Raw genomic sequence first — 26,263 nt, forward strand, 5'->3', positions numbered from 1 at the left:
GGAACGTACCCCGGTCAACTCCCGTGCAAAAGAGTGCCGGAGAGACCCGTGTGGCGACGGCGCCCCCTTCCCGCCGAGTCACCGGCCACCGGATCCGGCACGGACGGACGTGACGGAGGGTTCGTGTCGGCCGAATGGCGATCATGTGACAGGAGGTGCTCTGGACGTGACGGTGCGTCGACGGGCTGAATAGTGTCCGCACCAAGGACCGACGACCACCCGCGCGTCTTACGTCTCTTATGACTTGGGGAGCACCTGTGCACCGCAGAATCATCGTTCCGAGCGCCCTCGCGGCCTCCCTGCTGCTGGCGATCCCGGCATCGGCGGCCGACTTCAGTCCTGGGGCCCCGGGCATCGGCGACTCCTACTACCCCACCAGCGGCAACGGCGGCTACGACGTCTCCCACTACGACCTGCGCCTGAAGTACCAGCCCGCCACTGACCTCCTGGAGGGCACGGCGACGATCCTCGCCACCACCACCCAGAACCTGTCCCGGTTCAACCTGGACATCGGCCTGGCCGTCAGCGAGGTACGGGTCAACGGCCGTCTCGCGAAGTTCGCCGCCTCGGGCGCCCACGAGCTGGAGGTCACCCCGGCGGCCCCGCTGGAGAAGAACAGGTCGGTCACGGTCGTCGTCCGCTACGCGGGCAAGCCCTCCGAGGTGAAGATCGACGGCTGGTCGGCCTGGGCCCGCACTCCGGACGGCGGTGTGGCGGCGCAGGAGCCGGATTCGGCCGTCTGGTGGTTCCCCTCCAACGACCACCCGCTGGACAAGGCCACCTTCGACGTCTCCGTCCAGGTGCCGGACGGCACCCAGGCCATCAGCAACGGCGTGCTCCAGTCGCAGTCCTCGCTCCTCGGCTGGACCCGCTTCAACTGGCGCTCCAACAAGCCGCAGGCGACCTATCTCGCCACTCTCGCCGTCGGGAAGTTCGACATCACGACGGACCGGACGGCGAACGGGCTGCCGGTCGTCAACGCGTACAGCAAGGACCTCGGTGACAACGCCGGCGCCGCACGCGCCTCGATCGAGCGGACGACCGAGGTCGCGGAGTGGCTCGAAGGTCTCTTCGGTCCGTACCCCTTCAACTCGCTCGGCGGATACGTGCCCAATGTGACCAGCGGATTCGCCCTGGAGACGCAGACCCGCCCGTTCTACAGCCCGCGGCAGTTCGCCAACGGCGCGAACGTGTCGGTGGTCGTCCACGAGCTGGCGCACCAGTGGTACGGCGACAGCGTGTCCGTCCGTGACTGGAAGGACATCTGGGTCAACGAGGGCTTCGCGCGCTACAGCCAGTGGCTGTGGTCGGAGAAGCAGGGCGAGGGCACGGCCCAGGAGCTGGCGGACTACGTGTACGCCTTGCGGACGGCCGACGACCCGTTCTGGACGGTGAGGCCGGGTGACCCGGGTGCGGACAACCAGTTCCACATCGCCGTGTACGACCGGGGCGCGCTGGCCCTCCAGGCGCTGCGCAACGAGATCGGCGACGAGGACTTCTTCGCCATCCTGAAGGGCTGGCCGCAGCAGTTCGCCTACGGCAACGCGCGCGTGGCCGATTTCGTACGGTACGCGGAGCGGGTCTCCGGCAAGCCGCTGGCCGAGCTGTTCGACACCTGGCTGTACCAGCCGTCGAAGCCGTCCGCGTCGACGGCGGCGGCCGTCGGTCTGTCCGCCCCGGCGGCGGCGCCGGCGTCCGGTGGTCCGGCCGCGCGGACGACGGCCCCGAAGCCGGTGCAGCCGAAGTCCTGGAAGAAGATCGCGGCGACGAACACGGTCCACGAGACCGGGGAGCACCGCGGGCACTGAGCCGCCGCACCCGTGGGGCCGTCCGTCAGCGCCCGGCGCGACGGGCGGCCCCACGGGCCTTCCGGGCGAGCGGCAGATAGCGCAGCCGCTCGGGCAGGACGGGGACCACGGCGCGGACGACCCGGGCGAACCGGCGCAGCGCCCGTTCCTGGGCGTCCGTCCATTCCAGGCCGATGGCCGTCCGGGCGTCCGGCGGCATCAGACCGACGGTGAGGAAGGCCCGCAGGCGCAGGAAGGGCCGGCGCAGCACGGGCCAGAGCAGCCGGAGGGCGAGCCGGAGCGGCAGCGGTCCCCGGTCGGGGGCGGGCACCGGCTGGTCGGGGTCGAGCAGCTCCCGGACGACGACGGTCGCTTCCAGCTCGTCGGCGAGAACCTTGCGGTAGTACGGCCAGAACGCCTCGATCGTCTGCGGCATGTCCCGGTCGTGGATGCCGAGGATCCGGCCGACCTGGAGCCACTCGGCGTACAGCTGCCGCTCCTGCGCCGCGGTGAGGGGGCGGGCGAGGAGGCTGAGCCCCCAGGTGTAGACGGGGAAGCCGGTGGCGTGGACCCAGGAGTAGTAGGCGGGGGTGAGGGCGTGGTAGCGGCGTCCGTGGGCGTCGGTGCCCTGGATGGTCCGGTGCATTTCCCGGAGGCGGCGGCCTTCCTCGGCGGCCTCCTCGCCGCCGTAGATCCACAGCTGGAGCGAGCGCAGGGAGCGCTCGCCGCGGCCCCAGGGGTCGGTACGGAAGACCGAGTGGGCGTCGACGCCGGCGCCGATCGCGGGGTGGGCGACCTGCATGGTGAGGGCGGCGGGCAGCATGAGCAGCGCCCGGACGTCACCGGCGACGCTCCACAGCACTCCGCCGGCGGGCGGCGGCTCCGGGTCGCCCGCGCGGCCGTCCGTCGGGGCGCGGTCGGCGCGCTTGGCTCGTTCCACGGGACTTCTCCTCATGTGTTCCAGGCTGCACCCATGACGAAGGGGCCGTCACCCGGGCGCTGCGGCCCCTGGTGACGGCCCCTTGCGGGCATGGCGGGTCAGGCGCGGTCGGCGCCGACCGGCTCGCCGACGATACGGGCGGCGAGGGCGTGGGCCCAGGCGTCGACGTCCGCGGTGAGCTCGCGCTCGGCGGCGGCGCGCTCGGCGGCGATCTTCGCGGCACCGGCGGCGAGGATGGTGTCGCGCTCGGCGTTGCCCTCGGCGCGGGCGGCGGCGATGGCCTCCGAGCCCTCCTCGACGGCCTTGGAGCGGATGCGGGCGGCCTCGTGGCGGGCCTCGGCCAGCTCGGCCTCGTACTGCTCACGGATCTGCGTGGCCTCACCGCGCAGGTCGTCGGCGCGCTCGGTGCCGCCGTCGATGGCGTCTTCGCGCTCCTCAAGGGTGCGCTTGATCTTCGGCAGGATGCCCTTCGCCAGGACGAGGAAGGTGAATCCGAACACCACCAGGCCGAGGATGAGCTCTGCCCAGACAGGGTTGAGCGGACCGAGGTCCATCTTGAAGATCGTCGAGTTCGCGAGGGTCATGGGCGCATTCTACCTGGTTCAAAAGAGTACAAATCAGACACCGGCGTGAGAGTTGGCGAGTTCGTGCGAGCGCGTCCAGATTCCCGGCACCCAAAGGCTACCGGAAGGTAACCACGGCTGATTGTATGTGCGACGCCAGCCCAACCCCCCACACCCTCATGGGAGTTCACGTGTCGTTCGCCGCGCTCCGCCGCGCCCCCGGCGCCGCTCTATCCCTTGCGCTCGCCGCCGCCGCCCTGACCGCGACCGCACCCGGCGCGACCGCAGCCTCCGCCACGACGGCCGCCGAGGCGCCGCGACTGAAGGTGCTCACGTACAACACGTTCATCTTCAGCAAGACTCTCTACCCGAACTGGGGCCAGGACCACCGGGCCGCCGCGATCCCCGCCGCCCCCTTCTTCCAGGGCCAGGACGTCGTCGTGCTCCAGGAGGCCTTCGACAACTCCGCCTCGGACGCGCTCAAGGCGAACGCCGCCTCCCGGTACCCGTACCAGACCCCGGTCGTCGGCCGCAGCAAGAGCGGCTGGGACGCCACCGGCGGGTCCTACTCCGCCACCACCCCGGAGGACGGCGGGGTGACGATCCTCAGCAAGTGGCCGATCGTCCGCAAGGAGCAGTACGTCTACAAGGACGCCTGCGGCGCCGACTGGTGGTCGAACAAGGGCTTCGCCTACACCGTCCTCGATGTGAACGGCAGCCGCGTCCACGTCGTCGGCACCCACGCCCAGTCCACCGACCCGGGCTGCTCGGCCGGCGAGGCGGCGCAGATGCGCAGCCGCCAGTTCAAGACGATCGACGCCTTCCTCGACGCCAAGAACATCCCGGCGAACGAGCAGGTCATCGTCGCCGGTGACATGAACGTCGACTCGCACACCCCCGAGTACGCCACCATGCTCGCCGACGCCGGTCTGGTGGGCGCGGACGCCCGCACCGGCCACCCGTACTCCTTCGACACCGAGCTGAACTCGATCGCCTCCGAGCGCTACCCGGACGACCCGCGCGAGGACCTCGACTACATCCTCTACCGCGCCGGGAACGCCCGCCCCGCCGGCTGGACCAACAACGTGGTGCTGGAGAAGAGCGCCCCGTGGACCGTCTCCAGCTGGGGCACCCAGTACACCTACACCAACCTCTCCGACCACTACCCGGTCACCGGGTTCTGATCCGACCCGGCGGGCGGCACGCGGCGGGCGCGGGTCCGAACCCGGGGCCCTACCCGCCGAAGAGGCTGTAGAGCCAGGCCCCGAGCACCCCGGCGACACAGAGCAGCACGATCAGGGAACCCAGGCTCGTGTGCCGCTCCTTACGGGGCCGGCCGGGTCGGGCGGCACGCGCCGCGCGACCCGGCTTCTCGCGCTTCGGTCGCTTCTCCCTGCCGGTCGTCCCACCCTGCGCGGGTTCGGCGGCTGCGGCGACCTCGGCGAGCAGCCGCCGGCAGACCGTCGCCAGCTCCGCCGTACCCGCCGTCAGGTCGACGACGATCTCGGTACGGGCCGGGGCCGTGGTCCCGCCGTCGAGGAGCCGGCCCGCGCGCAGCAGCGCCTGGTCCTTTCCCCCGGTCGGACCGAGACTGATCCAGCGGCCGACGTGCTCGCCCCGGATCACCACCCCGCCGCCCCGCTCCCGGTAGACGGTGTGCTCCCGCCACAGGACTCCGGCCAACTCATGCGCCGTCTCCCTGAGTTGCGTGTACATGCGACTCCCCTGTTCCCGTTCCCCCAGTTCGAACAGGCGCCGACTCTAGCCCCCGACAACGAGCGCCCCCACCACCCCCCGCCCGAACACCCGTCCGCACCGCCGGGACCCGCCCGCTACGCGCCGAAGTCGTCCACGGTGACCGGTATCCCCCGGGCCGACGAGGCGCCGCCGCCCTTCATGACGATCACGCTACGGGCCGCCTCCGACACTCCGCCGTCTTCCGATCGGCTCGCGGGTTCGGCGCGCCTCTGGGGTGCGGGCGGGGGGCCGTGCAGGATCGGTGGTGGGGCGATCCCCTGGCGGGTCGCCCGATATCGCTCCAGCCCTGTGAAGAGGTCCGGCCATGAGTACGTTCGACGATGCCCCCGGGGACGTTCCGGGTGGCGGCCGGTACGGCGAGTCCGTCTTCCGGCCCGAGCAGGCGGGTGAGGGCGAGCGCATCGACTTCGGCGCCCTCGCCTACGACGACATCAGCTTCGCCCGGCTGACGGCGCTGGGCGCCGGGCCGGGGTGGGACTGCCTCGACGTGGGTGCCGGCACCGGCACCCTCTCCCGGCGCCTCCTCGAAGAGGCCGGGGTGGCGAGCGTCCTCGCCGTGGACCGCGACGTACGCTTCCTCGCCGCGCGGCCCGTCCCCGGGCTCGGGCTGCTGGAGGCCGACATCACCGCCCCGGACTTCGCCCCCGGCCGGTTCCGGCTCGTGCACGCACGCTTCGTCCTGATGCACCTGGCCGAGCGCGAGCGCCTGATCGGCACCCTGGCCGGGCTCGTCGCGCCCGGCGGCGTGCTGGTCGTCAGCGACGCCGTCGACCTGACGAGCGACCGGACGCCCAGCACCCCTTACACCGTCGCCATGCGCGCCATGTGGCAGGGACTGCGGGCCACCATCGGCACCGATGTCTCCGAGGTGGCCTCGTACCCGCGGCTGTTGCGGGCGGCCGGGCTCGCGCCCGTCGCCGCCGAGATCCACGTACCGCCGCTGGTGCCCGGGAGCCCCCTCAGCCGCTTCTGGGCGGACACCTGGGACCGCGGTCGAGAGGCGATGCGCGCCACCGGCCTGATCGACGACTCCGGCATCGACGCGGCGGTCCGCTACCTGGAATCCGACGCGTGCGCCGCGCTGTCCGCCGGCATGCTCACCGCCTGGGGACGGAAGCCCGACGGGGTGGCCCGCGCCTGAGCGGGCGCGCGGGCCACCCCGTGCCTCAGGCCGTCCCCGGGCCGTAGACCTTGAACTCCCACAGCGAGTAGCCGTACGCCGTGGCCCGCCGGGTGCCGTACACCCGGACGTAGCGGGCCGTCCCGTTCACCGCGAGCTCGTCCGTGCCGCCGTCGCCGGCCGTCACCGAGGCGAGGTCCGTCCAGGTCGTCCCGTCGGTGGAACCCTGGATCCGGTACGCCGTGGCGTACGCGGCCTCCCAGTCGAGCCGGACCCGCGAGAGCGGGACGGGGGCGCCGAGGTCGACGCGGAGCCACTGCGGATCGACGCCCTCGGCGGAGGCCCAGCGGGTGCCGGTCTGTCCGTCCACCGCCTTGCCGGGTTCGTACCCCGCCGCCTCCGTGGAGGAGGCGGTGGCCGGCCTGCCCTGGGACAGCGGGACCTCGGTGCCCGGGGTGCCGCCGGTGAGCTGGTACGCGCGCAGGTCGCGCAGCAGCAGATACGTGTCGCGCAGCGAGCCCGAGGTGTCTCCCAGGGAGCGGTAGATGCCCCACTTGGGCCGTACCCGGTCGGCGAGGAAGGTGTCGACGCCCGTCCTGGTCGCGTCGACGACCGTGGTGCCGCCGCTCTTCACGACCCAGCGCACGGAGCCGTCCGTCCCGTCGCCGATCCTGATCTCGTACTCGATGTCGATCCACTTGTTCTGCAGCGGCTCCAGGTTCGTCCGGCCGACCAGGACGTCCCCCTCGATGACCTTGTTCTCGATGGTCTGGACGCCGTTGACACGGCGCAGCGAGGTGACGGTGATCGGTGAGGTGCCGGTGCCGGGCTGCTTGGTCTGCATGATGTGGGTGAAGCTCGTCGTGGCCATCAGCGAGCTGGGGACGTACATCGAGTACGTGACCCGCCAGGTCTCGCCCAGCCGCCACTGGAGGTAGCCGGAGGGCGAGGTCCGGTTGCCGGTGACCTCCTGGCGCTGACGGTCGGTGGAGGTGTCCCGATCGACCATGTGCATGTCAAATCGATACGCGTCCCCCGCGACCTTGATGTGGGGCGCGCCCCCGGGGTGCGAGTCGGCGCGGTCGTCCTCCACGGTCTCGAAGCCGCCGAGTCCGACGGCGGCGGGGTCGGGTGCCCAGCGGAGCGTCCACGTCGGAGCCGCCGCTGCGGAACCGGAAGGGAATGCGAGCCCGAGCACGGCCAGGACGAACGCGGCCAGCACGGCGGGAAAGGTGCGCCTGCGCTTCATATGTCACCCCTGTCGGGAGGTTGCCAGGTGCGCATCATCGTGCCGGAGCCGGAACAGTAAGTAAAGGTTCCTAACCAACATGTCGGACGGCCCCCTTCCGACCTCTTCTACAGTGCCGGTGAGACAGCAATACTGTTCAAGCGACCCGGACCGGCGGGTCGCCGGCACGGGAAGCGAGGCACCTCGGATGGGCGTCGGGACGGACCAGGAGGACGGGCCCAGCTACACCGTCGACGAGCTCGCCGCGCGGGCCGGGGTCACGGTGCGGACCGTACGGTTCTACGGGACCCGGGGGCTGCTCCCGCCGCCCGTCATCGGCGCACGCCGGGTCGGCCACTACGGACAGGGCCACCTCTCCCGGCTCGCGCTGATCGAGGAGCTCCAGCGGCAGGGGATGACGCTGGCCGCGATCGAGCGGTACCTGGAGCAGCTGCCGGCCGACCTCAGCGCGCAGGACCTGGCGATCCACCGGGCGCTGGTCGCCTCCTGGGCGCCCGAGTCCGCCGAGACCATCACCCGGCGCGAGCTGGAGCGGCGCGCCGGGCGGGCACTGACCGAGGAGGACGTGCACCGGCTGGCCGCGATGGGGGTGCTGGACCGGACCGCCGAGGACGACACCTTCCGGCTGGACGGCTCGCTGCTGCGGCTGGGCGTCGAGCTGCTCGACGTGCCGATCGAGCACGAGACGATCCTCGCCTCCCGCACCGTACTCCTGGAGCACGCGCGCGCCGCCGCCCAGGAACTCTCCCGGCTGTTCCGGGACGAGGTGTGGAGCCCGTACCGCGAGAGCGGGGAGGACCCGGACCACCTGAGCGCGATGAAGTCGCTCTCGGCGCACATGCAGCCGATGGTGGTCCAGGCCCTTCTCACGGCGTTCCAGCGCTCACTGAGCGAGGAGCTGAGCACGGCCTTCAGGCGTCGGTGAGCGCCGGTCCGGAGCAGGCCCCGGCGCCGCTCGGGCGTCACTGAAGGCCGCTCCGGACTCAGCCCCGGCACCGCTCAGGCGTCGGTGAAGACCTCGCCCCGCTCCGCCTTCCCGACCAGGAGGGCCGGCGGGGTGAACCGCTCGCCGTACGTCTCCGCCAGCTCGCGCGCGCGGGCCACGAAGCCGGCGACGCCTCCCTCGTAGCCGTTGACGTACTGGAGCACGCCGCCGGTCCAGGCCGGGAAGCCGATGCCCATGATGGAGCCGATGTTGGCGTCCGCGACCGAGGTCAGGACGCCCTCCTCCAGGAGCCGGACGGTGTCCAGGGCCTCCGAGAAGAGCATCCGCTCCTGCATGTCGCGGAAGGGGATCTCGTACCCGGGCTTGGCGAAGTGCTCGCGCAGGCCGGGCCAGAGGCGACCGCGCCTGCCGTCCTCGCCGTACTCGTAGAAGCCCGCTCCGCCGCTCCGGCCGGGCCGCCCGAACTCGTCGACCATCCGGTCGATCACGGCCTCGCCCGGGTGGGTCGTCCAGGTGCCGCCGGCCTCCTCGATCGCCCGCTTCGTCTCGTTGCGGATCTTGCGGGGCAGCGTCAGGGTCAGCTCGTCCATCAGGGAGAGGACCTTGGCCGGGTAGCCGGCCTGCGCGGCGGCCTGCTCGACGGAGGCTGGCTCGATGCCCTCGCCGACCATGGCGACGCCCTCGTTGATGAAGTGGCCGATCACCCGGGAGGTGAAGAAGCCGCGCGAGTCGTTGACGACGATCGGCGTCTTGTTGATCTGCCGGACCAGGTCGAAGGCGCGGGCGAGCGCCTCTTCGCCGGTCCGCTCGCCCTTGATGATCTCGACCAGCGGCATCTTGTCGACGGGCGAGAAGAAGTGCAGGCCGATGAAGTCGGCCTGGCGCTCGACGCCCTCCGCGAGCTCGGAGATCGGCAGGGTCGAGGTGTTGGAGCAGAGCAGCGCGTCGGGCTCGACGACGGACTGGATCTCCTGGAAGACCTTGTGCTTGAGCACCGTGTCCTCGAAGACCGCCTCGATCACGGCGTCGCAGCCCGCCAGGTCCCGGGCCTCGGTGGTCGGGGTGATCCGGGCGAGGAGGGCGTCCGCCTTCTCCTGGGTGGTGCGGCCACGGCTCACGGCCTTGGCGCAGAGCGCCTCCGAGTAGGCCTTGCCCTTGGCCGCGGACTCGGCGGAGACGTCCTTGAGGACGACCTCGATGCCGGCGCGGGCGCAGGAGTACGCGATGCCGGCGCCCATCATCCCGGCGCCGAGGACGGCGACCTTGCGGACCTGCCGCTTCTCCAGGCCCTTCGGGCGACTGGCGCCCGAGTTGACGGCCTGGAGGTCGAAGAAGAACGCCTGGATCATGTTCTTCGCCGTCTGGCCGACGACCAACTCGGTGAAGTAGCGGCTCTCGATGGTCATCGCGGTCTCGAAGTCGACCTGGGAGCCCTCGACGGCGGCGGCCATGATCGCGGCGGGCGCCGGGTAGGGCGCACCGGCCGTCTGCTTGCGCAGGTTCGCCGGGAAGGCGGGCAGGTTGGCTGCGAACTTCGGGTTCGACGGGGTGCCGCCGGGGATGCGGTACCCGGGGACGTCCCAGGGCTGGTGGGACTCGGGGTGCGCGTCGATGAAGGCGAGGGCCTTGGCCATCATCTCCTCGGCGCCGGCCGCCACCTCGTGGACCAGGCCGTTGTCCAGGGCGCGCCTCGGGGCGTACTGGGTGCCCTGGAGCAGCACCTTGAGCAGGGCGTCGGTGATGCCCATGAGGCGTACGGTACGGGCGACGCCGCCGCCGCCCGGCAGCAGACCGAGGGTGACCTCTGGCAGGCCGATCTTGGAGCCGGGGGCGTCCAGCGCGACGCGGTGGTGCGAGGCGAGGGCGATCTCGTAGCCGCCGCCGAGCGCGGCGCCGTTGATCGCGGCGACCACGGGCTTGCCGAGGGTCTCGATCCGGCGCAGCGCGTTCTTGATCTCGATGGCGGTGTCGAAGATGTCCTGGGCGTGCTCGGGGCCCGCCTGGATCATGTCCTTGAGGTCGCCGCCCGCGAAGAAGGTCTTCTTCGCGGAGGTGTAGATGATGCCGCGGATGGAGTCCTTCTCGGCCTCGACCCGGTCGGCGGTCGCCTTGATGGAGGCCCGGAAGGCCTGGTTCATGGTGTTGGCGGACTGGTCGGGGTCGTCGAGGACGAGGGTGACGATCCCGGTCTCGTCCTGCTCCCAGCGGATGGTGGTGCTCTCGCTCATGACTCTGCTTCTCCGTTTGAGGGGTGCGGACGGGACGGTCAGACGCGCTCGACGACGGTGGCGATGCCCATGCCGCCGCCCACGCAGAGGGTGGCCAGGCCGTAGCGCTTGTCCTGCCGCTCCAGCTCGTCGACGAGGGTGCCGAGGATCATCGCGCCGGTGGCGCCGAGCGGGTGGCCGAGCGCGATCGCGCCACCGTTGACGTTGACCTTGTCCAGGGAGAGGCCCATGTCCTTGACGAAGCGCAGGACGACGGCCGCGAAGGCCTCGTTGATCTCGACGAGGTCGATGTCGTCGATGGTGAGGCCGGCCTTGGCGAGGGCCTTGCGGGTGGCCGGGGCGGGACCGGTGAGCATGATGGTCGGCTCGGAGCCGGAGACGGCCGCGGACACGATCCGGGCGCGCGGGGTCAGGCCGTTGCGCTCGCCCGCCTCCTTGGAGCCGATGGCGACGAGGGAGGCGCCGTCGACGATGCCGGAGGAGTTGCCCGCGTGGTGGACGTGGTCGATCGCCTCGACCCAGTGGTACTTCTGCAGCGCGACCGCGTCGAAGCCGCCGAGTTCGCCGATGTCCGCGAAGGAGGGCTTGAGGCGGGCCAGCGAGTCGGCGGTGGTGCCGGGGCGCAGGAACTCGTCGTGGTCGAGGACGGTGAGTCCGGCGCGGTCCCTGACGGGGACGACGGAGCGGGCGAAACGGCCGTCCTTGACGGCGGCGGCGGCGCGCTCCTGGGAGAGGGCGGCGTACTCGTCGACGTCGCGGCGGGTGAAGCCCTCGATGGTGGCGATGAGGTCGGCGCCGATGCCCTGGGGGACGAAGTTGGTCTCCAGGTTGGTCATCGGGTCGGAGAACCAGGCGCCGCCGTCGGAGGCCATCGGCACCCGGGACATGGACTCCACGCCGCCGGCGAGGACGAGGTCCTCCCAGCCGGAGCGGACCTTCATGGCGGCCATGTTGACCGCTTCGAGGCCGGAGGCGCAGAAGCGGTTCTCCTGGACGCCGGCGACGGTGTCGGGGAGACCGGCGGCGATGGCGGCGATCCGGGCGATGTCGGAGCCCTGGTCACCGACGGGGCCGACGACGCCGAGGACGATGTCGTCGATCGTGGCGGGGTCGAGACCCGGGTTGCGGGTCTGGATCTCCCGGATGAGGCCGACGACCAGGTCGATGGGCTTGGTGCCGTGCAGGGAGCCGTTGGCCTTGCCGCGTCCGCGCGGGGTGCGGATCGCGTCGTACACGTACGCTTCGGTGCTCACGGAAAGCCTTTCGCGATGAGGGTGTGAGAAGTCGGGCGGCGGGAGGTCAGCCGAGGAGGGAACGGCCGATGATCTCCTTCATGATCTCGGTGGTGCCGCCGTAGATGGTCTGGATCCGGCCGTCGGTGTAGGCGCGGGCGACCGGGAATTCGCTCATGTAGCCGTATCCGCCGTGCAGTTGCAGACAGCGGTCGGCGACCCGCTTCTGGAGTTCGGTGGCCCACCACTTGGCCATGGAGGCGTGCACGGCGTCCAGCGTCCCGGCCGCGTGTTCCTCGATGCAGCGGTCCAGGAAGGACCGGGTGACGGCGCACTCGGTGGCCATCTCCGCGATCTCGAAACGGATGTGCTGGAGCCGGGAGAGCGGGCGCCCGAAGGCCTCGCGCTCCTTGACGTACGTGGTGGTGATCTCCAGGAGGTGTTCGGCGGCGGCGATGCCGGCGACGGCGATGGCCATCCGTTCCTGGGCGAGGTTGGTCATCAGGTGGACGAAGGCGCCGTTCAGCTCGCCGAGCAGGTTCCCCTTGGGGACGCGGACGTCGTGGAAGAACAGTTCGGCGGTGTCCTGGGACTTCTGCCCGATCTTGTCGAGGTTCCGGCCGCGCTCGAAGCCCTCGGCTCCGCGCTCGACCACCAGCAGCGAGAGGCCGTGCGCGCCGCCCTCCGGGGTGGTGCGGGCGACGACGACCACCAGGTCCGCGAGGATGCCGTTGGAGATGAAGGTCTTGGAGCCGTTGAGGATCCAGTGGTCCCCGTGGTCCTCGGCGGTGGTACGGATGCCCTGGAGGTCCGAGCCCGCGCCGGGTTCCGTCATGGCGATGGCGGTGATCGTCTCGCCGGAGCAGAACCCGGGCAGCCAGCGCCGCTTCTGCTCCTCGGTGCCGAGCGAGGTCAGGTACGGGCCGATGATGTCGTTGTGCAGGCCGATGGCGAGCCCGGGGGTGCCGGCCCGGGTGAACTCCTCGGCCAGGACGGAGGCGTAGCGGAAGTCGGGGTTGCCGCCGCCGCCGTACTCCTCGTCGACGGCGATGCCGAGGAGGCCCTTCCGTCCTGCGGCGAGCCAGACCTCACGGGAGACGATGCCGTCCTTCTCCCACTGCTCGTAGTGGGGCAGCACCTCCTTCTCCAGGAAGGTGCGGACGACTCCGCGGAAGGCCTCGTGGTCCTCGGTGTAGAGCTGGCGCTTCATGCTTCGGTCTCCTGGGTCCGGGCGGGGCTGGTTCCGGCGGGGCTGGTTCCGGCGGGGCTTTCGAGGGCGGGTACGGCCCAGTCGCGGGCGACGTCCGCCGTGTCGGCACCGGGCAGGGCGGGGCCCGTACGGAGGGTGCCGGGGGTGGCGGAGAAGCGGGGCGCGGGGGCCGGCTGCGCGATGCCGTCCCGCTCGGTGAAGGTGCCCCGGGCGGCGAGGTGGGGGTGGGACGGCGCCTCGCGCAGGGAGAGGACGGGGGCGACACAGGCGTCGCTGCCGTCGAAGACGGCGGTCCACTCCTCGCGGGTACGGCTCCGGAAACGCTCGGCGACGGCCTCGCGCAGTTCGGGCCAGCGGCCGAAGTCGCGGCGGGCGGGGGCGATCTCCTCGATGTCGAGGAGGCGGACGAACTCCGCGTAGAACTGCTCCTCCAGGGCCCCGACCGCCATGTGGCCGCCGTCGGAGGTCTCGTAGACGCCGTAGAAGGGGCAGCCGCCGTCGAGGAGGTTGACGCCCCGGCGGTCCTGCCAGCCGCCGGCCGCGAGCATGCCGTGGATCATGGTGGTGAGGTGGGCGGTGCCGTCGACGATGGCCGCGTCGACGACCTGGCCCTCGCCGTGCGCGCGGGCGTGCTGGAGGGCGGCGAGGACCCCGATGACGAGGTAGAGGGAGCCGCCCGCGTAGTCGCCGACGAGGTTGGCGGGGATGACGGGCGGGCCGTCGGGGTCGGGGCCGACCATGCCGAGCGCGCCGGTGATCGCGATGTAGCCGATGTCGTGTCCGGCGGTCGCGGCGAGCGGCCCGTCCTGGCCCCAGCCGGTCATCCGTCCGTAGACGAGGCGCGGATTGCGGGCGAGGCAGGCGTCGGGGCCGACGCCGAGGCGCTCGGCGACTCCCGGCCGGTAGCCCTCGATGAGGACGTCGGCACGTTCGACCAGGTCGAGGACGGTGGCGGGGCCGCTCTCCGCCTTGAGGTCGACCACCACGGAGCGCTTGTTGCGGTTGGTGAGGTCGCGGGCCGGGTCGATCCCGAGGCCGGCGCCGCCGGGCCGGTCGACGCGGACGACGTCGGCGCCGAGGTCGGCGAGGAGCATCGCGGCGAAGGGACCGGGGCCGATGCCGGCGAGTTCGACCACCCGCACCCCGGTGAGCGGGCCGTTCCCGGCGGTGTGCGTCGTCCTCATCGAGCCCCCAGGCATGTGTGACACCAATGATGTAACACCGGAGATGCTAGGAACGTGTTCCACTCGGCACAAGCCCCCCGGCCGAGCAAGCGCTTGGAAATTGCCGGGCCGGGGGCGGTCGGAGTCGGCGCGGAGGTCCGCTATCCTCCGCCGACGAGCATCGCGCCGGGCGGCGCGGCACGGCCGAGACGAGGGGCTGGATGGACACAGACGCGGGCGTGGACGTGGGACGCGGGGCCGGAGCGAGGCCGTACGACGTGGTCCTCTTCGGGGCGACCGGATTCGTGGGCGAGCTCACCGCGGAGTACCTGGCCGGCCACGCCCCGGCGGAGTGCCGCTGGGCGCTGGCCGGGCGCAGCCTCGGCAAGCTGGAGGCCCTGCGGGACCGGCTCGCCGCGGGCCGGCCGCACCTCGCGGAGCTGCCGCTGCTCCTCGCGGACTCCGCCGACCCCGGCTCGCTGCGCGAACTCGCCGAGTCCACGCGGGTGGTGGCCACCACGGTCGGACCGTACGTCTGGTACGGCGACGGGCTCGTCGCCGCCTGCGCGGAGGCCGGCACGGACTGCGTGGACCTCACCGGCGAGGCCGAATTCGTCGATCAGACGTACGTACGGCACGACGCCCGCGCCCGGGAGACCGGCGCCCGCATCGTGCACGCCTGCGGTTTCGACTCCGTCCCGCACGACCTGGGCGTCTACTTCACCGTGCGGCAGCTCCCGGAGGGCGTGCCGCTCCGCGTGGACGGTTTCGTCCGGGCCGGGGCCACCTTCTCCGGCGGCACCTTCGCCTCCGCGCTCACCGCGTTCGGCCGGGGCCGGGAGATCCTGCGGGCCGCGCGCGAACGGCACCTGCACGAACCGCGCCTGGTCGGGCGCCGGGCCCGTGCGCCGATCGGCGGGCCGCGTTTCAGCCGGGAGACCGGCACCTGGGCGCTGCCGCTGCCGACGCTCGACCCGCAGGTCGTGGCCCGCTCGGCCCGGGCCATCGACCGTTACGGGCCGGACTTCCGCTATCGGCACTACGCCTCCGTGAAGACGCTCCCGGTCGCCATCGGGGGCACCGCGGCCATCGGCACGGGTGTCCTCGCCGCCCAACTCCCGCCCGTACGCCTGTGGTTGATGAACCGATACCAGGCGGGTCAGGGGCCGTCCGCCGAGCGGCGCGCGCGCAGCTGGTTCACCGTGCGGTTCGTCGGCGAGGGCGGCGGACGGCGCGTCTTCACCGAGGTCTCGGGCGGCGACCCGGGCTACGACGAGACGGCGAAGATGCTCGCCGAGTCGGCCCTCTGCCTGGCCTTCGACCCGCTGCCGAAGACGGCGGGCCAGGTGACCACGGCGGTCGCGATGGGCGACGCGCTGATCGACCGGCTCCGCGCGGCGGGCATCCGCTTCCGGGTGGCCCACCGGGGCTGACAGGGGGGCGGACCGGGGCGGCGTGCGGGCGCGGCAGGGGGCCGCGCGGGCGGGGACGTACGCCTGCCGAGGCCGGAGCCGTATCCCCACCCGGGCCCAAGCACCCGAGGTCAGACCCCCACCAGGCGGAAGGGGTGGCCCGCCGGGTCCGCATAGACGCGTCGGGCCGGGTCGCCGCCCCCGCCGTCGAGCGGGACCGCCCCGAGCGCGAGGACGGACTCGTGGGCGGCACTCAGGTCGTCGACCAGTACGTCGAGAAGGAACTGCTGCTCGGGCGCACCCCAGACGGGCGGCCGGTGATCGGCCACGCTCTGGAAGGCGAGTACCGGCCCGCCCTCACCGCGCAGCACGACGGAGCCCTCACCGACGGCCCACCGGGGATCGGGGCGGTCGATCCGGCCGCCGACCAACTGCCGGTAGAACCATGCCAGTTCCTCGGCGTCGGGGCAGTCGAGCACGAGGCACCGAAGGCGCCCGATCACGCGACGGCCCAGGCGAAGAGCACGTACGTCATGGCGCAGGCCCACGCCGTGGTGACGAGGGCGGCACCGGCGAGGACCAGGTTCAGGCCGCGCCCGACGGAACGCGGCGGAGCGGGAAGGGAAGTCGTCATGGCCCCCACTCTGCCGGGATCGGGTCACGGGCCGGTATCCGTACAGGTACTCAGTCGTACCAAGCGGTTCCGCGCACCAGGTCCCGCCAGGCGCCCGGCACCAGGCCCTCAAAGCTCCCCGATCGCCTCTTTCAGGGCGCGGCGACAGAGGGAGTCGGCGTGACGGGTGGTCTCCGGGATGCGGTAGCGCGGGGTGAGGTGGAGAGTGTGGGCGCAGGCGTTGGCGAGGGAGACCCGGTGGCCGACGGAGACGAACACGGGCTTCACGCCCGTCTGGCTGCGCAGGGCCCTGCCGACCTCCTCGCCGTCGGCCAGGAGCGGGGCGAACTCGCCGCGCTCGGGGCCGGGTTGCTCGTACGCGAAGGTGAAGGGGTTCTTCGCGACGCCGAGGGACGGCAGTCCGGTGAGCACCCCGAGGTGGCTGGCGAGACCGAAGCGGCGGGGGTGGGCGACGCCGTAGCCGTCGCAGACGAGGAGGCCCGGGTCGGCGGCCAGCCGGTCGAGCGCCGCGAGCACGGTCGGGATCTCCCGGAAGGCGAGCAGCCCGGGGACGTAGGGGAAGGAGACCCGGCCGACGGCGGTGACCTCGTCGACGACCTCCAGGGTCCGGGCGTCGAGCACGACGGCCGCGGCGGCGACGAGGTCCCGCTCGTCGTCATAGGCCACGTCGAGGCCGGTGACGTGGCCCTCGCCGACCGCCGGACCCTCCTCCTCGCGTACGAGGCGCCCGCGCAGTTCCCGCTGGATGGCTCGGGCGGAGGTCTCGTCTGCGGGCCAGCCGGCCGGAATGTCGATGATCGTCATGGTGCGGGCCACCCTACGCCGGGGGCGTGCCGGAGGGACTCCGAGGCGAGTCCGAGGGCTGGTACGGCCCGCTTCCGCCCCCACCGCGCCCGGTAGCCTGGCGATCATGTTCGTACTGGAATTGACCTACACCGCGCCCGTCGAGCGGGTCGACGCGCTGCTCGACGCGCACATCGAGTGGCTCGACGAGCAGTACGCCGCGGGCGTGTTCCTCGCGTCCGGGCGGAAGAACCCGCGCGACGGCGGGGTGATCCTGGCCGCCGGGGTCGACCGCGCGCAGATCGAGAGGATCGCGGCGGCCGACCCGTTCAGCGCCGAGGGCGTGTGCGCGTACCGCATCACGGAGTTCTACGCGACGAAGACGGCGGACGGGCTGGCGGCCTTCCGGGAACAGCTGCCCGCGTAGTCCCCGGAACAGCTGCCCGCGTAGCTCCGGGACAGCTGCCTTCGCAGTTCCGGACAGTTACCTCCGTGGCGGAGTACGGGAAGCCCCCCGGCCCCGTACTAGCCCAGCGGCCCGCCCGGTCGGCCGGGGGTGAGCCGGGCGATGCGGCCCTTCTCACCGGAGGCCCAGCACCCACCGTCGCGCGTGCAGTCCACCGTGTCGTACGAGCCGGTGTCGACCGTGCGCCAGGTGCGACCGCCGTCGGTCGTCAGGTCCGTGCCCGTCGGGCCGACGGCCAGCGCCGCCGCCCTGCTGTGCGGGAGCCAGGCGACGCCGGAGCGGTACGCGGGCGGGGGCGTGGCCGAGGCGCGCCAGGTGCGACCGCCGTCCCCGGTCACCGCCGCGGCCTGAGGGGACGGCTGGTCCTTGCGGTAGTCGCCGCCGACGGCGATGCCGTGCGCGCGGTCGCGGAAGGCGAGCCCGAAGACTCCCCTGGCCGGGTCGCCCGCCGGGATCGGGGAGGCGGTGGCCCGCCAGGTCACCCCCCGGTCGGCGGAGTGCAGGACGCGCCCGGTGGCCCCGCCGCCCGTCGCGAGCCATACGTCCTCGGGGCCGGCCGAGACCAGGCACTGGCCACTCGCCGCGAAGCCCGCCTCGCCGGGGAGCGCGTCCGGCATGCCGGCGCTCGGCAGCACCCGCCAGGAACGGCCGCCGTCGCGGGTGGAGAGGATGCGGTACTTCCCGTCGACGGGGTCGCTCATGGCGAGTCCGTGGCGGGGGTCGAAGAAGGTCATGCAGTCGTAGAAGGCGCGCGGGTCGGTGTTGCGGAAGGACTCGGTCCAGGTCGTGCCGCCGTCCTCGGTGCGCAGGACGCGCGAGGCCTCGCCCTCGCCGATGGCCAGGACGACGGCCCTGCGGGCGTCGAAGGCCTCCACATCCCGGAACTCCAGCTCGCCCGCACCCGGCGGCGAGACGTTTCGCCAGCTCCGGCCGCCGTCGGTGGTCCGCAGCACCGTGCCCTTGGACCCGGCGGCCCAGGCGGTCGCCCGGTCGACGGCCGCGAGACCCCGGAAGCGGGCGTCGGTGCCGGTCGGGGTGAGCTGCCAGCCGGGCGCGGCGGCGCCGGCTCCCGGGCCGGGAGCACTCGCTCGCCCGTCGGCCGTGGCCGTGGCCGTACTCGCTCGCCCGTCGGCCGTGGCCGTGGCCGTACTCGCCCGACTGTCGGCCGTGTCGGTGACGGTCGCCGCCGTGGGGGTCTCCCCGGCCCGCGCCGGGCCCGCCAGGGTCAGCGCGAGCGCCGCCCCGGTCAGTCCCACCGACATCATTCGTCTCGTCTTCCCCATGGACGTCATGGCGCCGGAAGCTAGCGCCCCCGGCCGCTCCCCGTCCAGGGTGCGTCCCCCGCCGGACGTTCCTAGGCTGGGTGCCATGACCGACCGCACGAGCGAGCGCCCGCCCGACGAGCAGCCGAAGCTCAAGGAGTACGAGGGCGAGGGGATCACCGTCACGTTCGAGCCGCGTCGCTGTCTGCACGCGGCCGAATGCGTCCACGGGCTGCCCGAGGTCTTCGACCTCTCCCGGCGCCCCTGGGTGCTGCCCGACGCCGCCGAACCCGCCCTCGTCGCGGAGGTCGTCCGCCGCTGCCCCTCCGGAGCGCTCCAGTACCACCCGGCCGAGGGCCCCGCCGAGCGCCCCGACTCCCCCACCACGGTGCACCGCACTCCCTCCGGCCAGCTCGTCATGCGCGGCGACCTCCTCGTGAGCGGCGCGACGGGCGAGCGGCACGAGACGCGGGTGATGCTGTGCGGCTGCGGAGCGTCGGGAAACCAGCCGTACTGCGACCACTCCGGACCCTGCGCCGAACCGGACGACGACGTCCCCGAGCAGCGCTGATCCTTCCCGGTGACGCAGCTCACGTGCGTCCGCAGTGCACGTTCCGGCCGTTCCGCTCGTCCTTTCTGGTGTCAGGTGCCCTGGTGTCGGGGAGACGCACAGGATCCGAAGCCCGTGTGAGAGGAGCCGGTCTTGTCCGCCGTCATCGAGCAGGCCGTCCAGGCCCGACTGGTCGCATCCGCTCCGCGCATGGAGACCGTCCCCGCCACGCTGCGGTACGACCGCGGGGATCCGTACGCCGTGAGCATGGCGTTCCCGCCCCCGGCGACCCTGGAGGGCGTCGAGGTGTCGTGGGCGTTCGCGCGTGAACTCCTGGTGCAGGGCGTCGAGCGCCCGGCCGGGGACGGGGACGTACGGCTACGCCCGTACGGGTACGACCGCACGGTGGTCGAGTTCCACGCCCCCGAGGGCGTCGCGATGGTCCACGTACGGACCTCGGAGCTGCGCCGCTTCCTGGAGCGCTCGCAGCATCTGGTGCCCGCGGGGCGCGAGCACCAGTACCTGGACTGGGACCAGGATCTGGCGGAGCTGCTGCGCGAGCGCCCGTAGCGGTTGGCCGGGGCCCCCGCCGCTCGGCCGCCGTAATTCGTTTGCGGCGCTCCCGTGCCCCGGCGTACCGTCTTCCATGTCCTAGTCGTCACCTGATCGGAGAAGGACGTTGCTCGTCTGAGGTTGCGAGACACCGTGCCGCGCGTGCCCCCTGTGCCGCGTGTGCCGTTCTCGACCTCGGCGTACGAGCCGTTCTTTCGACAGCCCGCGCCCCGGTGTCTCCACGCGTCGCATCACCTCACGCTCGCGCTCACGCACCCGGGAGACCCCTATGGCGCATCACCCCACGTTCATCACCTGTAACTCGCTCTCCTTCTCCTGGCCCGACGGCACCACGGTCCTCGACGACTTCCGGCTCGCGGTCGGACCCGGCCGCACCGGTCTCGTCGGACTGAACGGCTCCGGCAAGTCCACGCTCCTCAAGCTGATCGCGGGTGAACTGACCCCGGCCTCCGGCACCGTCCAGGTCACGGGCGAACTCGGTTACCTCCCGCAGAACCTCGTGCTCGACACGACTCGGCGGGTCGACGAGATCCTCGGCATCGCGGCGAAGCGGGCCGCCCTGCACGCCATCGAGTCGGGCGACCCCGCGGAGGAGCACTTCACCGTGATCGGCGACGACTGGGACGTGGAGGAGCGGGCCCGCGCCACCCTCGACCAGCTCGGGCTGGGGACCGTCGGTCTCGACCGGACCGTCGGCGAGGTCTCGGGCGGCGAGTCCGTACTCCTCCGCCTGGCCGCGCTGCTGCTCGCCCGCCCCGACGTCCTGCTGCTCGACGAGCCGACGAACAACCTGGACCGGCAGGCCCGGGCCCGGCTGTACGAGGCCGTGGAGAACTGGTCCGGCGTCCTGGTCGTGGTCAGTCACGACCGTGAACTCCTGGAGCGTGTCGACCAGATCGCCGATCTGCGCGACGGGACCGTCGCCTGGTACGGCGGCGCCTGGTCCGACTACGAGGCGGCGCTCGCCGCCGAGCAGGACGCTGCGGAGCGGATGGTACGGGTCGCCGAGGCCGACGTACAGCGTCAGAAGCGGGAGCTCTCCGACGCCCAGATGAAGCTGGCCCGCCGGAAGCGCTTCGGGCAGAAGAGCTACGAGAACAAGGTCGTCCCGAAGATCGTGGCGAACAACCGCAGGAGCGAGGCCCAGGTCTCGGCGGGCAAGCACCGCGCCCTGCACACGGAGCGTCTCTCCGAGGCGCGGGAACGGCTCGACGCCGCGGTGGAGCTGGTGCGGGACGACGACGAGATCCGCGTCGAGCTGCCCCGCACCTCGGTGCCGCCGGGCCGCGAGGTGCTGCGCCTCAAGGACCTCGAGCTGCGGTACGGGGCCCGGGTGGAAGGGGAGTTCGAGCTGCGCGGTCCTGAGCGGATCGCACTGGTCGGCCGGAACGGCGCGGGGAAGACGACGCTGCTGCGGACGATCGCCGGGGAGCTCGAACCGGTGGCGGGCGAGACGGACGCGCGGGTGCCGCTGCGCTTCCTGCCGCAGCGGCTCGACGTCCTCGACGACGGGCTGAGCATCGTGGAGAACGTGGCCCGGTTCGCGCCCACCGCGACGGGGAACACGATCCGGGCCCGGCTGGCGCGCTTCCTGTTCCGGGGTGCGCGGGCCGATCAGCCCGTGGGCTCCCTGTCGGGCGGGGAGCGGTTCCGGGCGACGCTCGCGGCGCTGCTGCTCGCCGAGCCGGCTCCGCAGCTGCTGATGCTGGACGAGCCGACGAACAACCTGGACATGGCGTCGGTACGGAAGCTCACGGCGGCGCTCGACGCCTACGAGGGGGCGCTGATCGTGGCGAGCCACGACGTGACGTTCCTGGAGTCGCTCGGAATCACCCGCTGGCTGCTGCTCGACGGAGCGCTGCGGCCGACGACGGCTGAGGAGGTCAGGGGGACGACCCCGGCTCCCCGTCGTGGACCGGCCCTAACGGTGGAGTAAGGCCCAGGACTTGGTGCCGCCGCCCGGAGTGAGGACGGGGGCGAGTCCCCAGTCCCCTCCGTCCTCGTCGACCGCCGCGGCCAGCAGCCACATGCTGCTGCTGCGGCGGTCGCGGCATTCCTCGGCCGCGGCGGGTGTGCCGTGCGCCGGATGCTGGTCGTAGAGGACGATCCGCAGCGCCCCGAACTGCCATCGCACGCGCAGGATCATCTCGCGGTCGGGGGTGAACCGGTAGGCGGCGGAGACCAGTTCGGAGGCGGCGAGGGCGGCGGTGTCACAGAGTTCGGAGAGGCCGTGTCTGTCCAGGAGCGATTCGACGGACCGCCGGGCGAGTCCGGCGCAGTAGGCCCCTCCGGGGAGGAGCATCGAGTAACTGAGGTTCTCCGTGGCGGGGGGTATGGGCCCGGCCGCGACGGCGGACGGGAGGCAACGCAGTGCGCCCTTCATCGGGTAGCTCACATTTCCTGTGCTGGGGGGTAGCTCCACACGGCCGGTAGCCCCGTGTGAGACTTGCGCTACCGACCGTAGCGTACCGCCGGAGCACAGTGCTACTACTTGCGGGCACTTATACCGTTCCGACCACATCGGCGAAGGAGAGACCGAGCGTGCCACCCAGGAGGAGTCCGACCGCACGTCAACAGCGACTCGGGAGCGAACTGCGCAAACTGCGCGAGCAGTCGGGGATGTCGGCGCAGCAGGCCGCCGCCCTGCTGGGCGTCGACCGCACCCGCATCCCGAACATCGAGTCCGGCCGGTTCGGGATCAGCGCCGAGCGCGTCCGGACCCTCGCCTTCAACTACGGCTGCCCGGACACCGCGCTCGTCGACCTGCTCGCCGCGATGGCCCAGGAACGGGACCGGGGATGGTGGGAGGAGCACCGGGGACTACTGCCGCCCGCACTGCTCGACATCGCCGAACTGGAGTATCACGCAGCGGAGTTGCACACCGCCGTCACCACCCACACCCCCGGCCTGCTGCAGACCGAGGAGCACGCGCGGGCCGTCTTCGGCGCCGCCGTCCCGCCGCTGCCCGGACCTGATCTGGAGGCCCGGCTCTCCCTGCGCCTGCGCCGCCGGCAGGTGCTGGAACGCGAACGGCCGGTCCGCTACGAGGCCGTGATCCACGAGGCGGCACTGCGCATGCAGTTCGGTGGACCGGAGGTCGCCCGGGAGCAACTGGAGCACATAGTCGCCCAGTCGGAGCGGGAGACCGTCTCCGTGCGCGTCATCCCCTTCGCCGCGGGGGGTTTCCCCGGGGCGGGCCAGTCGTTCACCTGTGTGGGCGCGCCCGTTCCGCAGCTCGACACCGTGCAGCTCGACTCCTCCCACGGGTCGCTCCTCCTCGATACCGATATGCAACTCCGGCGATACCGTGGCCTGTTGGACCGTCTGCGCGGACTCTCGCTGTCCGCGGACGAGTCGCGCGCGTTCATCCGCACCATCGCCCAGGACCTGTGAAGGACCCGACCATGAACGTCATCACCGACTCCCCCGCCATCACCGACTCCCTCGCCGCCAACGCCCCGGCCGGACGCCCGGCCGTCGAGATCGACTGGAGCGAGGCCTTCTGCAGCGAGGGTGCCAACTGCTTCCGCTTCGGCCTCGACGACACCGGCCGGGCCTACATCGGCTCGACGCTCACCCCCGGCGCGTACGTCAGCGACTCGATGGAAGCGCTGCGGGCACTGATCTGCGCGGTGAAGGCCGGCGCGGCCGACCATCTGCTCTGAGCCGCCGGATACCTGCGCTGTGTAGTCGCCCACCGGCCCGTCCGACGCCGACCTGGACGTGACCTGCATCTCCGGCGACACAACTGAGCAGCACACATAACGGAACGTAACCGGACATCGCCGGGAGGGGCTTGGCCGACACCTTACGGAGCCTTAACCTACGGTCTCGTAACCTACGAATCCGTAGGTATGCCCGTATGCCCTTCTCCGTCCCCAGGAGTCCCCGTGACGCTCACCTCTCCCCACCTCGGCAGCTCTGCGGAGTGGACCGACGCGCGCCTGCTCTACGCGCTGGAAGAGGTCGTGGAGAAGGAGCTCAACCGGCACCTCAAGGTGACCAAGGACTGGATGCCGCACGAGTACGTGCCATGGTCCGACGGCCGGAACTTCCCCGGCTTCTTCGAGGACGGAGAGGCCTGGGAGCCCTCGCAGTCCAAGGTCACGGAGATCGGCAAGATCGCCCTCGTGGTCAACCTGCTCACCGAGGACAACCTCCCCAGCTACCACCACGAGATCGCCGGCCTCTTCGGCCGCGACGGCGCCTGGGGCACCTGGGTGCACCGCTGGACCGCCGAGGAGGGCCGTCACGGCATCGTGATGCGCGACTACCTGCTCGCCTCGCGCGCCGTCGATCCGGACAAGCTGGAGCAGTTCCGGATGGCACACATGAGCGAGGGCTTCGAGTCCGACAACCGGCACTCGATGCTGCACTCCGTGGCGTACGTCGCCTTCCAGGAGCTCGCGACCCGCATCTCGCACCGCAACACCGGCCACCAGTCCGGTGACCCGGTCTGCGACCGGATGCTCTCGCGCATCGCCACCGACGAGAACCTGCACATGGTCTTCTACCGCAACCTGCTGGGCGCGGCCTTCGAGATCGCCCCCGACCTGACGATGCAGGCCGTACGTGACGTCGTGGTCAACTTCCGGATGCCCGGACACGGCATGCCGGGCTTCGAGCGGGCGGCGGCGCAGATGGCGATCGGCGAGATCTACAACATGCGCATCCACCACGACGACGTGCTCCAGCCCGTCCTGCGCTTCCTCAAGGTCCTCCAGATCGACGGCCTCGGCCCGGAGGGCCTGCGCGCCCAGGAGGAGCTGGGCCTGTACATGAACGGTCTGGACTCCGAGGCGAGCAAGTTCGACGAGAAGCTCGCGGCCCGCAAGGCCCGGATGGCCGCGCGCGCGGCCGGCTGAGCGGGCGCCCCGGGGGTGGCTCAGCGGCTCTGCCGCTTGAGCCGCCCCCGCTCCTTCTCCGAGAGCCCGCCCCACACACCGAACCTCTCGTCGTGCGTCAGCGCGTACTCCAGGCACGCGAGGCGCCCTTCGCACGCCCCGCACAGCTGCTTCGCCTCGCGCGTCGAGGAACCCGGCGCGGGAAAGAAGAACTCCGGCCCGGCCTGGGCGCACAGAGCGGTCTCCTGCCAGGACATGTCGGGCACCGGCGCGGTCAGTACGGTCGTGTAGGTCTGCATGCGGTACACGCTGCCGCAGGGTCGTAAACGAGCCATCAACGTTCGATCAATGCGGCGCGCCGAAAGGTTTGTCACGCCGTTGGAGATCGGCGTGCGTCACCGCTCGACGACCACAGGCCGCAGCCCGCAATCCGCGGGCCGAGTGCGCCGACCCCGGCCTCAGCGGCTGACGCCCAGCGCCGGCAGGACCGTTTCCGCCACTCGGTAGGCCTCCTCAAGGAGGGGGTTGCCGGACAGGATGAAGGTGTCCACGCCCAGGTCCTGGTACTCCTGGAGCCGTTCCACCACCTGGGCCGTGGAGCCGACGACCGCCGTTCCCGGGCCGGGGCGGAACAGGCTCATGCCGGGCCACAGGTTCGGGTGGGTCTCCAGTTCGCGGGCCCTGGCCGGCACCTTTCCGCCGTGCTGGCGGAACTGGCGCTGCCAGCCCACCCCGTCCTCGCCCGTACGCCCGCCGAGCTGCCGGGCGTACGTCGCCTCGCTGGTGACATCCAGGAGGCGGTCGGCGGCGGCCCAGGCCTCGTCCTCGGTGTCGCGGACGATGAGGTGCAGGCGCAGACCGATGCGGAGGGTGCGGCCGTGCGCGGCGGCCCGCGCCCGTACGTGGTCGAGCTTCTCCTTCAGCAGCTCCGGGGGCTCGCCCCAGGTGAGGTAGACGTCGACGTGCTCGGCGGCCATCTCGATGCCGGGCGCCGAGGAACCCCCGAACCAGAGCGGTACGTGCGGTTCCTGGACCGGCCGCAGATCGCGGAACGACGCGCCCGCGTCCTTGAGTTCGTAGAAGCGCCCCTTGTGGTCGAAGACCTCACCGGCCGTGAGCCGCTTCACGATCGACCAGTACTCGGCGCTCAGTTCGTACCGCTCGTCGTGCTCGACGTGCAGCCCGTACTCCCGCAGCGCCGTGGTGGATCCGTTGACCACGTTGAAGCGGAGCCTCCCCCCGAAGAGGTTGTCGAAGCTCAGCGCCATCTTCGCCAGCAGGGTCGGCGCGATCAGGCCCGGGTGCACGGCGAGCAGCGGCTTGAAGCGGGTGCTGGTGGAGGCGGCGAGCGCCGAGCCGAGCGGCCACACGTCGTACAGGTCGGTGGCGAGCAGCGCACCGGTGTAGCCGAGGCGTTCGACCGTTCCGGCGAGCTGGGACAGATAGCCGAGGTCGACCGGGCGGCGTCCGGCCGGCTCCCACGGGTAGGCGCCTTCGCGCGGGATGATGTACCAGAGGACTTCGGGGGGCGTGGAGGCCATGG

At 72.0% G+C, this 26,263-nt stretch carries 27 protein-coding genes and 1 pseudogene; 12 read left to right on the plus strand and 16 right to left on the minus strand.

The window, feature by feature from the left end; translation table 11 throughout:
* The first annotated feature begins 257 nt into the window (after positions 1–257).
* Positions 258–1,808: a M1 family metallopeptidase gene (locus ABT154_RS17360; RefSeq protein WP_351857680.1), complete on the plus strand. Its 1,551-nt coding sequence runs from the start codon at positions 258–260 to the stop codon at positions 1,806–1,808.
* A 25-nt stretch (positions 1,809–1,833) separates the two neighbouring features.
* Here ABT154_RS17360 and ABT154_RS17365 read toward each other — a convergent pair whose 3' ends face one another.
* The gene (locus ABT154_RS17365) at positions 1,834–2,727 is read right to left on the minus strand and encodes an oxygenase MpaB family protein (RefSeq protein WP_351857681.1); all 894 of its coding nucleotides are present in this window, start codon (positions 2,725–2,727) and stop codon (positions 1,834–1,836) included.
* A 98-nt stretch (positions 2,728–2,825) separates the two neighbouring features.
* Positions 2,826–3,311 (minus strand): F0F1 ATP synthase subunit B family protein, encoded by a 486-nt coding sequence (locus ABT154_RS17370; RefSeq protein ID WP_351857682.1) that lies wholly within the window; start codon positions 3,309–3,311, stop codon positions 2,826–2,828.
* A 158-nt stretch (positions 3,312–3,469) separates the two neighbouring features.
* Between ABT154_RS17370 and sph the strand changes: the two genes are divergently transcribed.
* Positions 3,470–4,474 carry a sphingomyelin phosphodiesterase gene (sph, locus tag ABT154_RS17375; protein WP_351857683.1) on the plus strand — a complete coding sequence of 335 codons (1,005 nt, stop codon included), beginning with the start codon at positions 3,470–3,472 and terminating at the stop codon, positions 4,472–4,474.
* Between the two features lie 49 nt (positions 4,475–4,523).
* Here sph and ABT154_RS17380 read toward each other — a convergent pair whose 3' ends face one another.
* Positions 4,524–5,006: a hypothetical protein gene (locus ABT154_RS17380; protein WP_351857684.1), complete on the minus strand. Its 483-nt coding sequence runs from the start codon at positions 5,004–5,006 to the stop codon at positions 4,524–4,526.
* Positions 5,007–5,352: 346 nt separating this feature from the next.
* Here ABT154_RS17380 and ABT154_RS17385 point away from each other — a divergent pair, with 346 nt between their 5' ends.
* Positions 5,353–6,189, plus strand: a complete 837-nt coding sequence (locus tag ABT154_RS17385; protein ID WP_351857685.1) for a class I SAM-dependent methyltransferase — start codon at positions 5,353–5,355, stop codon at positions 6,187–6,189.
* Between the two features lie 25 nt (positions 6,190–6,214).
* Here ABT154_RS17385 and ABT154_RS17390 read toward each other — a convergent pair whose 3' ends face one another.
* Positions 6,215–6,661, minus strand: coding sequence for a discoidin domain-containing protein (locus ABT154_RS17390; RefSeq protein ID WP_502969535.1), 447 nt, complete (start codon positions 6,659–6,661; stop codon positions 6,215–6,217).
* A pseudogene (locus tag ABT154_RS17395) lies at positions 6,635–7,417 on the minus strand (Tat pathway signal sequence domain protein); the annotation flags it as partial. The pseudogene ABT154_RS17395 and the gene ABT154_RS17390, both read right to left, overlap by 27 nt.
* A 187-nt stretch (positions 7,418–7,604) precedes the next feature.
* Between ABT154_RS17395 and ABT154_RS17400 the strand changes: the two are divergent.
* Positions 7,605–8,342: a MerR family transcriptional regulator gene (locus ABT154_RS17400; RefSeq protein WP_351857799.1), complete on the plus strand. Its 738-nt coding sequence runs from the start codon at positions 7,605–7,607 to the stop codon at positions 8,340–8,342.
* A gap of 74 nt (positions 8,343–8,416) precedes the next feature.
* Here the strand turns inward: ABT154_RS17400 and ABT154_RS17405 are convergent, their stop codons facing one another.
* The 4 genes from ABT154_RS17405 to ABT154_RS17420 are packed head-to-tail and all read right to left on the minus strand — an operon-like array spanning position 8,417 to position 14,217.
* Complete coding sequence (locus ABT154_RS17405; protein ID WP_351857686.1) at positions 8,417–10,591, minus strand: 3-hydroxyacyl-CoA dehydrogenase NAD-binding domain-containing protein; 2,175 nt, start codon at positions 10,589–10,591, stop codon at positions 8,417–8,419.
* Between the two features lie 38 nt (positions 10,592–10,629).
* Positions 10,630–11,844 carry an acetyl-CoA C-acetyltransferase gene (locus tag ABT154_RS17410; protein WP_317875577.1) on the minus strand — a complete coding sequence of 405 codons (1,215 nt, stop codon included), beginning with the start codon at positions 11,842–11,844 and terminating at the stop codon, positions 10,630–10,632.
* A 46-nt stretch (positions 11,845–11,890) separates the two neighbouring features.
* Complete coding sequence (locus tag ABT154_RS17415; RefSeq protein WP_351857687.1) at positions 11,891–13,033, minus strand: acyl-CoA dehydrogenase family protein; 1,143 nt, start codon at positions 13,031–13,033, stop codon at positions 11,891–11,893.
* On the minus strand, positions 13,030–14,217 hold the full coding sequence (locus ABT154_RS17420; RefSeq protein ID WP_351857688.1) for a CaiB/BaiF CoA transferase family protein: 1,188 nt from the start codon (positions 14,215–14,217) through the stop codon (positions 13,030–13,032). The genes ABT154_RS17415 and ABT154_RS17420 overlap by 4 nt, the downstream gene beginning before the upstream one ends.
* A gap of 200 nt (positions 14,218–14,417) precedes the next feature.
* On the opposite strand from ABT154_RS17420, the gene ABT154_RS17425 reads away from it, so the two are divergent.
* Positions 14,418–15,629 (plus strand): saccharopine dehydrogenase family protein, encoded by a 1,212-nt coding sequence (locus tag ABT154_RS17425; RefSeq protein ID WP_351857689.1) that lies wholly within the window; start codon positions 14,418–14,420, stop codon positions 15,627–15,629.
* 110 nt (positions 15,630–15,739) lie between these two features.
* Here ABT154_RS17425 and ABT154_RS17430 read toward each other — a convergent pair whose 3' ends face one another.
* The 3 genes from ABT154_RS17430 to ABT154_RS17440 all read right to left on the minus strand — a co-directional run bounded on the left by ABT154_RS17430 (position 15,740) and on the right by ABT154_RS17440 (position 17,046).
* Positions 15,740–16,111 (minus strand): VOC family protein, encoded by a 372-nt coding sequence (locus ABT154_RS17430; RefSeq protein WP_351857690.1) that lies wholly within the window; start codon positions 16,109–16,111, stop codon positions 15,740–15,742.
* A complete protein-coding gene (mmpA, locus tag ABT154_RS17435) occupies positions 16,108–16,242 on the minus strand; it encodes a morphogenic membrane protein MmpA (protein ID WP_351857691.1) in 135 nt (44 codons plus the stop codon). The genes ABT154_RS17430 and mmpA overlap by 4 nt, the downstream gene beginning before the upstream one ends.
* Positions 16,243–16,350: 108 nt before the next feature.
* Positions 16,351–17,046, minus strand: coding sequence for an endonuclease V (locus tag ABT154_RS17440; RefSeq protein ID WP_351857692.1), 696 nt, complete (start codon positions 17,044–17,046; stop codon positions 16,351–16,353).
* Between the two features lie 106 nt (positions 17,047–17,152).
* Between ABT154_RS17440 and ABT154_RS17445 the strand changes: the two genes are divergently transcribed.
* Positions 17,153–17,452: a YciI family protein gene (locus tag ABT154_RS17445; protein ID WP_351857693.1), complete on the plus strand. Its 300-nt coding sequence runs from the start codon at positions 17,153–17,155 to the stop codon at positions 17,450–17,452.
* Positions 17,453–17,550: 98 nt separating this feature from the next.
* Here the strand turns inward: ABT154_RS17445 and ABT154_RS17450 are convergent, their stop codons facing one another.
* Entirely contained in the window at positions 17,551–18,783 is a 1,233-nt protein-coding gene (locus tag ABT154_RS17450; protein WP_502969529.1) for a WD40/YVTN/BNR-like repeat-containing protein, read from the minus strand.
* A 76-nt stretch (positions 18,784–18,859) separates the two neighbouring features.
* Between ABT154_RS17450 and ABT154_RS17455 the strand changes: the two genes are divergently transcribed.
* The 3 genes from ABT154_RS17455 to ABT154_RS17465 all read left to right on the plus strand — a co-directional run bounded on the left by ABT154_RS17455 (position 18,860) and on the right by ABT154_RS17465 (position 21,812).
* Complete coding sequence (locus tag ABT154_RS17455; protein WP_351857694.1) at positions 18,860–19,324, plus strand: (4Fe-4S)-binding protein; 465 nt, start codon at positions 18,860–18,862, stop codon at positions 19,322–19,324.
* A gap of 132 nt (positions 19,325–19,456) precedes the next feature.
* Positions 19,457–19,873, plus strand: coding sequence for a spore wall synthesis regulator SsgD (ssgD, locus tag ABT154_RS17460; protein ID WP_351857695.1), 417 nt, complete (start codon positions 19,457–19,459; stop codon positions 19,871–19,873).
* Positions 19,874–20,144: 271 nt separating this feature from the next.
* Positions 20,145–21,812: an ABC-F family ATP-binding cassette domain-containing protein gene (locus tag ABT154_RS17465; protein WP_351857696.1), complete on the plus strand. Its 1,668-nt coding sequence runs from the start codon at positions 20,145–20,147 to the stop codon at positions 21,810–21,812.
* On the opposite strand, the gene ABT154_RS17470 is transcribed toward ABT154_RS17465, so the two are convergent.
* The gene (locus ABT154_RS17470) at positions 21,798–22,271 is read right to left on the minus strand and encodes an ATP-binding protein (protein WP_351857697.1); all 474 of its coding nucleotides are present in this window, start codon (positions 22,269–22,271) and stop codon (positions 21,798–21,800) included. The two genes, ABT154_RS17465 and ABT154_RS17470, sit on opposite strands and share 15 nt — an antisense overlap.
* 146 nt (positions 22,272–22,417) lie before the next feature.
* Here ABT154_RS17470 and ABT154_RS17475 point away from each other — a divergent pair, with 146 nt between their 5' ends.
* From ABT154_RS17475 to ABT154_RS17485, 3 genes are all read left to right on the plus strand, one after another.
* Positions 22,418–23,269: a helix-turn-helix domain-containing protein gene (locus tag ABT154_RS17475; RefSeq protein ID WP_351857698.1), complete on the plus strand. Its 852-nt coding sequence runs from the start codon at positions 22,418–22,420 to the stop codon at positions 23,267–23,269.
* Between the two features lie 11 nt (positions 23,270–23,280).
* Positions 23,281–23,541: a hypothetical protein gene (locus tag ABT154_RS17480; RefSeq protein WP_351857699.1), complete on the plus strand. Its 261-nt coding sequence runs from the start codon at positions 23,281–23,283 to the stop codon at positions 23,539–23,541.
* Between the two features lie 225 nt (positions 23,542–23,766).
* On the plus strand, positions 23,767–24,741 hold the full coding sequence (locus tag ABT154_RS17485) for an acyl-ACP desaturase (RefSeq protein ID WP_351857700.1): 975 nt from the start codon (positions 23,767–23,769) through the stop codon (positions 24,739–24,741).
* A gap of 20 nt (positions 24,742–24,761) precedes the next feature.
* Here ABT154_RS17485 and ABT154_RS17490 read toward each other — a convergent pair whose 3' ends face one another.
* Positions 24,762–25,019, minus strand: coding sequence for a WhiB family transcriptional regulator (locus ABT154_RS17490; RefSeq protein ID WP_351857701.1), 258 nt, complete (start codon positions 25,017–25,019; stop codon positions 24,762–24,764).
* Positions 25,020–25,178: 159 nt separating this feature from the next.
* Positions 25,179–26,261 carry an LLM class flavin-dependent oxidoreductase gene (locus ABT154_RS17495; protein WP_351857702.1) on the minus strand — a complete coding sequence of 361 codons (1,083 nt, stop codon included), beginning with the start codon at positions 26,259–26,261 and terminating at the stop codon, positions 25,179–25,181.
* Positions 26,262–26,263: the final 2 nt, after the last annotated feature.

Origin of the sequence: Streptomyces sp. NPDC001728 (assembly GCF_040297565.1) — a bacterium.
GTDB lineage: Bacteria > Actinomycetota > Actinomycetes > Streptomycetales > Streptomycetaceae > Streptomyces.

Bases quoted from the DNA above. Each gene is read 5' to 3' on its own strand.
- ABT154_RS17370 (WP_351857682.1), bottom strand. From the start codon at position 3,311: ATGACCCTCGCGAACTCGACGATCTTCAAGATGGACCTCGGTCCGCTC.
- sph (WP_351857683.1), top strand. From the start codon at position 3,470: ATGGGAGTTCACGTGTCGTTCGCCGCGCTCCGCCGCGCCCCCGGCGCC.
- ABT154_RS17380 (WP_351857684.1), bottom strand. From the start codon at position 5,006: ATGTACACGCAACTCAGGGAGACGGCGCATGAGTTGGCCGGAGTCCTG.
- ABT154_RS17385 (WP_351857685.1), top strand. From the start codon at position 5,353: ATGAGTACGTTCGACGATGCCCCCGGGGACGTTCCGGGTGGCGGCCGG.
- ABT154_RS17400 (WP_351857799.1), top strand. From the start codon at position 7,605: ATGGGCGTCGGGACGGACCAGGAGGACGGGCCCAGCTACACCGTCGAC.
- ABT154_RS17405 (WP_351857686.1), bottom strand. From the start codon at position 10,591: ATGAGCGAGAGCACCACCATCCGCTGGGAGCAGGACGAGACCGGGATC.
- ABT154_RS17415 (WP_351857687.1), bottom strand. From the start codon at position 13,033: ATGAAGCGCCAGCTCTACACCGAGGACCACGAGGCCTTCCGCGGAGTC.
- ABT154_RS17420 (WP_351857688.1), bottom strand. From the start codon at position 14,217: ATGAGGACGACGCACACCGCCGGGAACGGCCCGCTCACCGGGGTGCGG.
- ABT154_RS17425 (WP_351857689.1), top strand. From the start codon at position 14,418: ATGGACACAGACGCGGGCGTGGACGTGGGACGCGGGGCCGGAGCGAGG.
- mmpA (WP_351857691.1), bottom strand. From the start codon at position 16,242: ATGACGACTTCCCTTCCCGCTCCGCCGCGTTCCGTCGGGCGCGGCCTG.
- ABT154_RS17440 (WP_351857692.1), bottom strand. From the start codon at position 17,046: ATGACGATCATCGACATTCCGGCCGGCTGGCCCGCAGACGAGACCTCC.
- ABT154_RS17445 (WP_351857693.1), top strand. From the start codon at position 17,153: ATGTTCGTACTGGAATTGACCTACACCGCGCCCGTCGAGCGGGTCGAC.
- ABT154_RS17450 (WP_502969529.1), bottom strand. From the start codon at position 18,783: ATGACGTCCATGGGGAAGACGAGACGAATGATGTCGGTGGGACTGACC.
- ABT154_RS17455 (WP_351857694.1), top strand. From the start codon at position 18,860: ATGACCGACCGCACGAGCGAGCGCCCGCCCGACGAGCAGCCGAAGCTC.
- ABT154_RS17465 (WP_351857696.1), top strand. From the start codon at position 20,145: ATGGCGCATCACCCCACGTTCATCACCTGTAACTCGCTCTCCTTCTCC.
- ABT154_RS17480 (WP_351857699.1), top strand. From the start codon at position 23,281: ATGAACGTCATCACCGACTCCCCCGCCATCACCGACTCCCTCGCCGCC.
- ABT154_RS17490 (WP_351857701.1), bottom strand. From the start codon at position 25,019: ATGCAGACCTACACGACCGTACTGACCGCGCCGGTGCCCGACATGTCC.
- ABT154_RS17495 (WP_351857702.1), bottom strand. From the start codon at position 26,261: ATGGCCTCCACGCCCCCCGAAGTCCTCTGGTACATCATCCCGCGCGAA.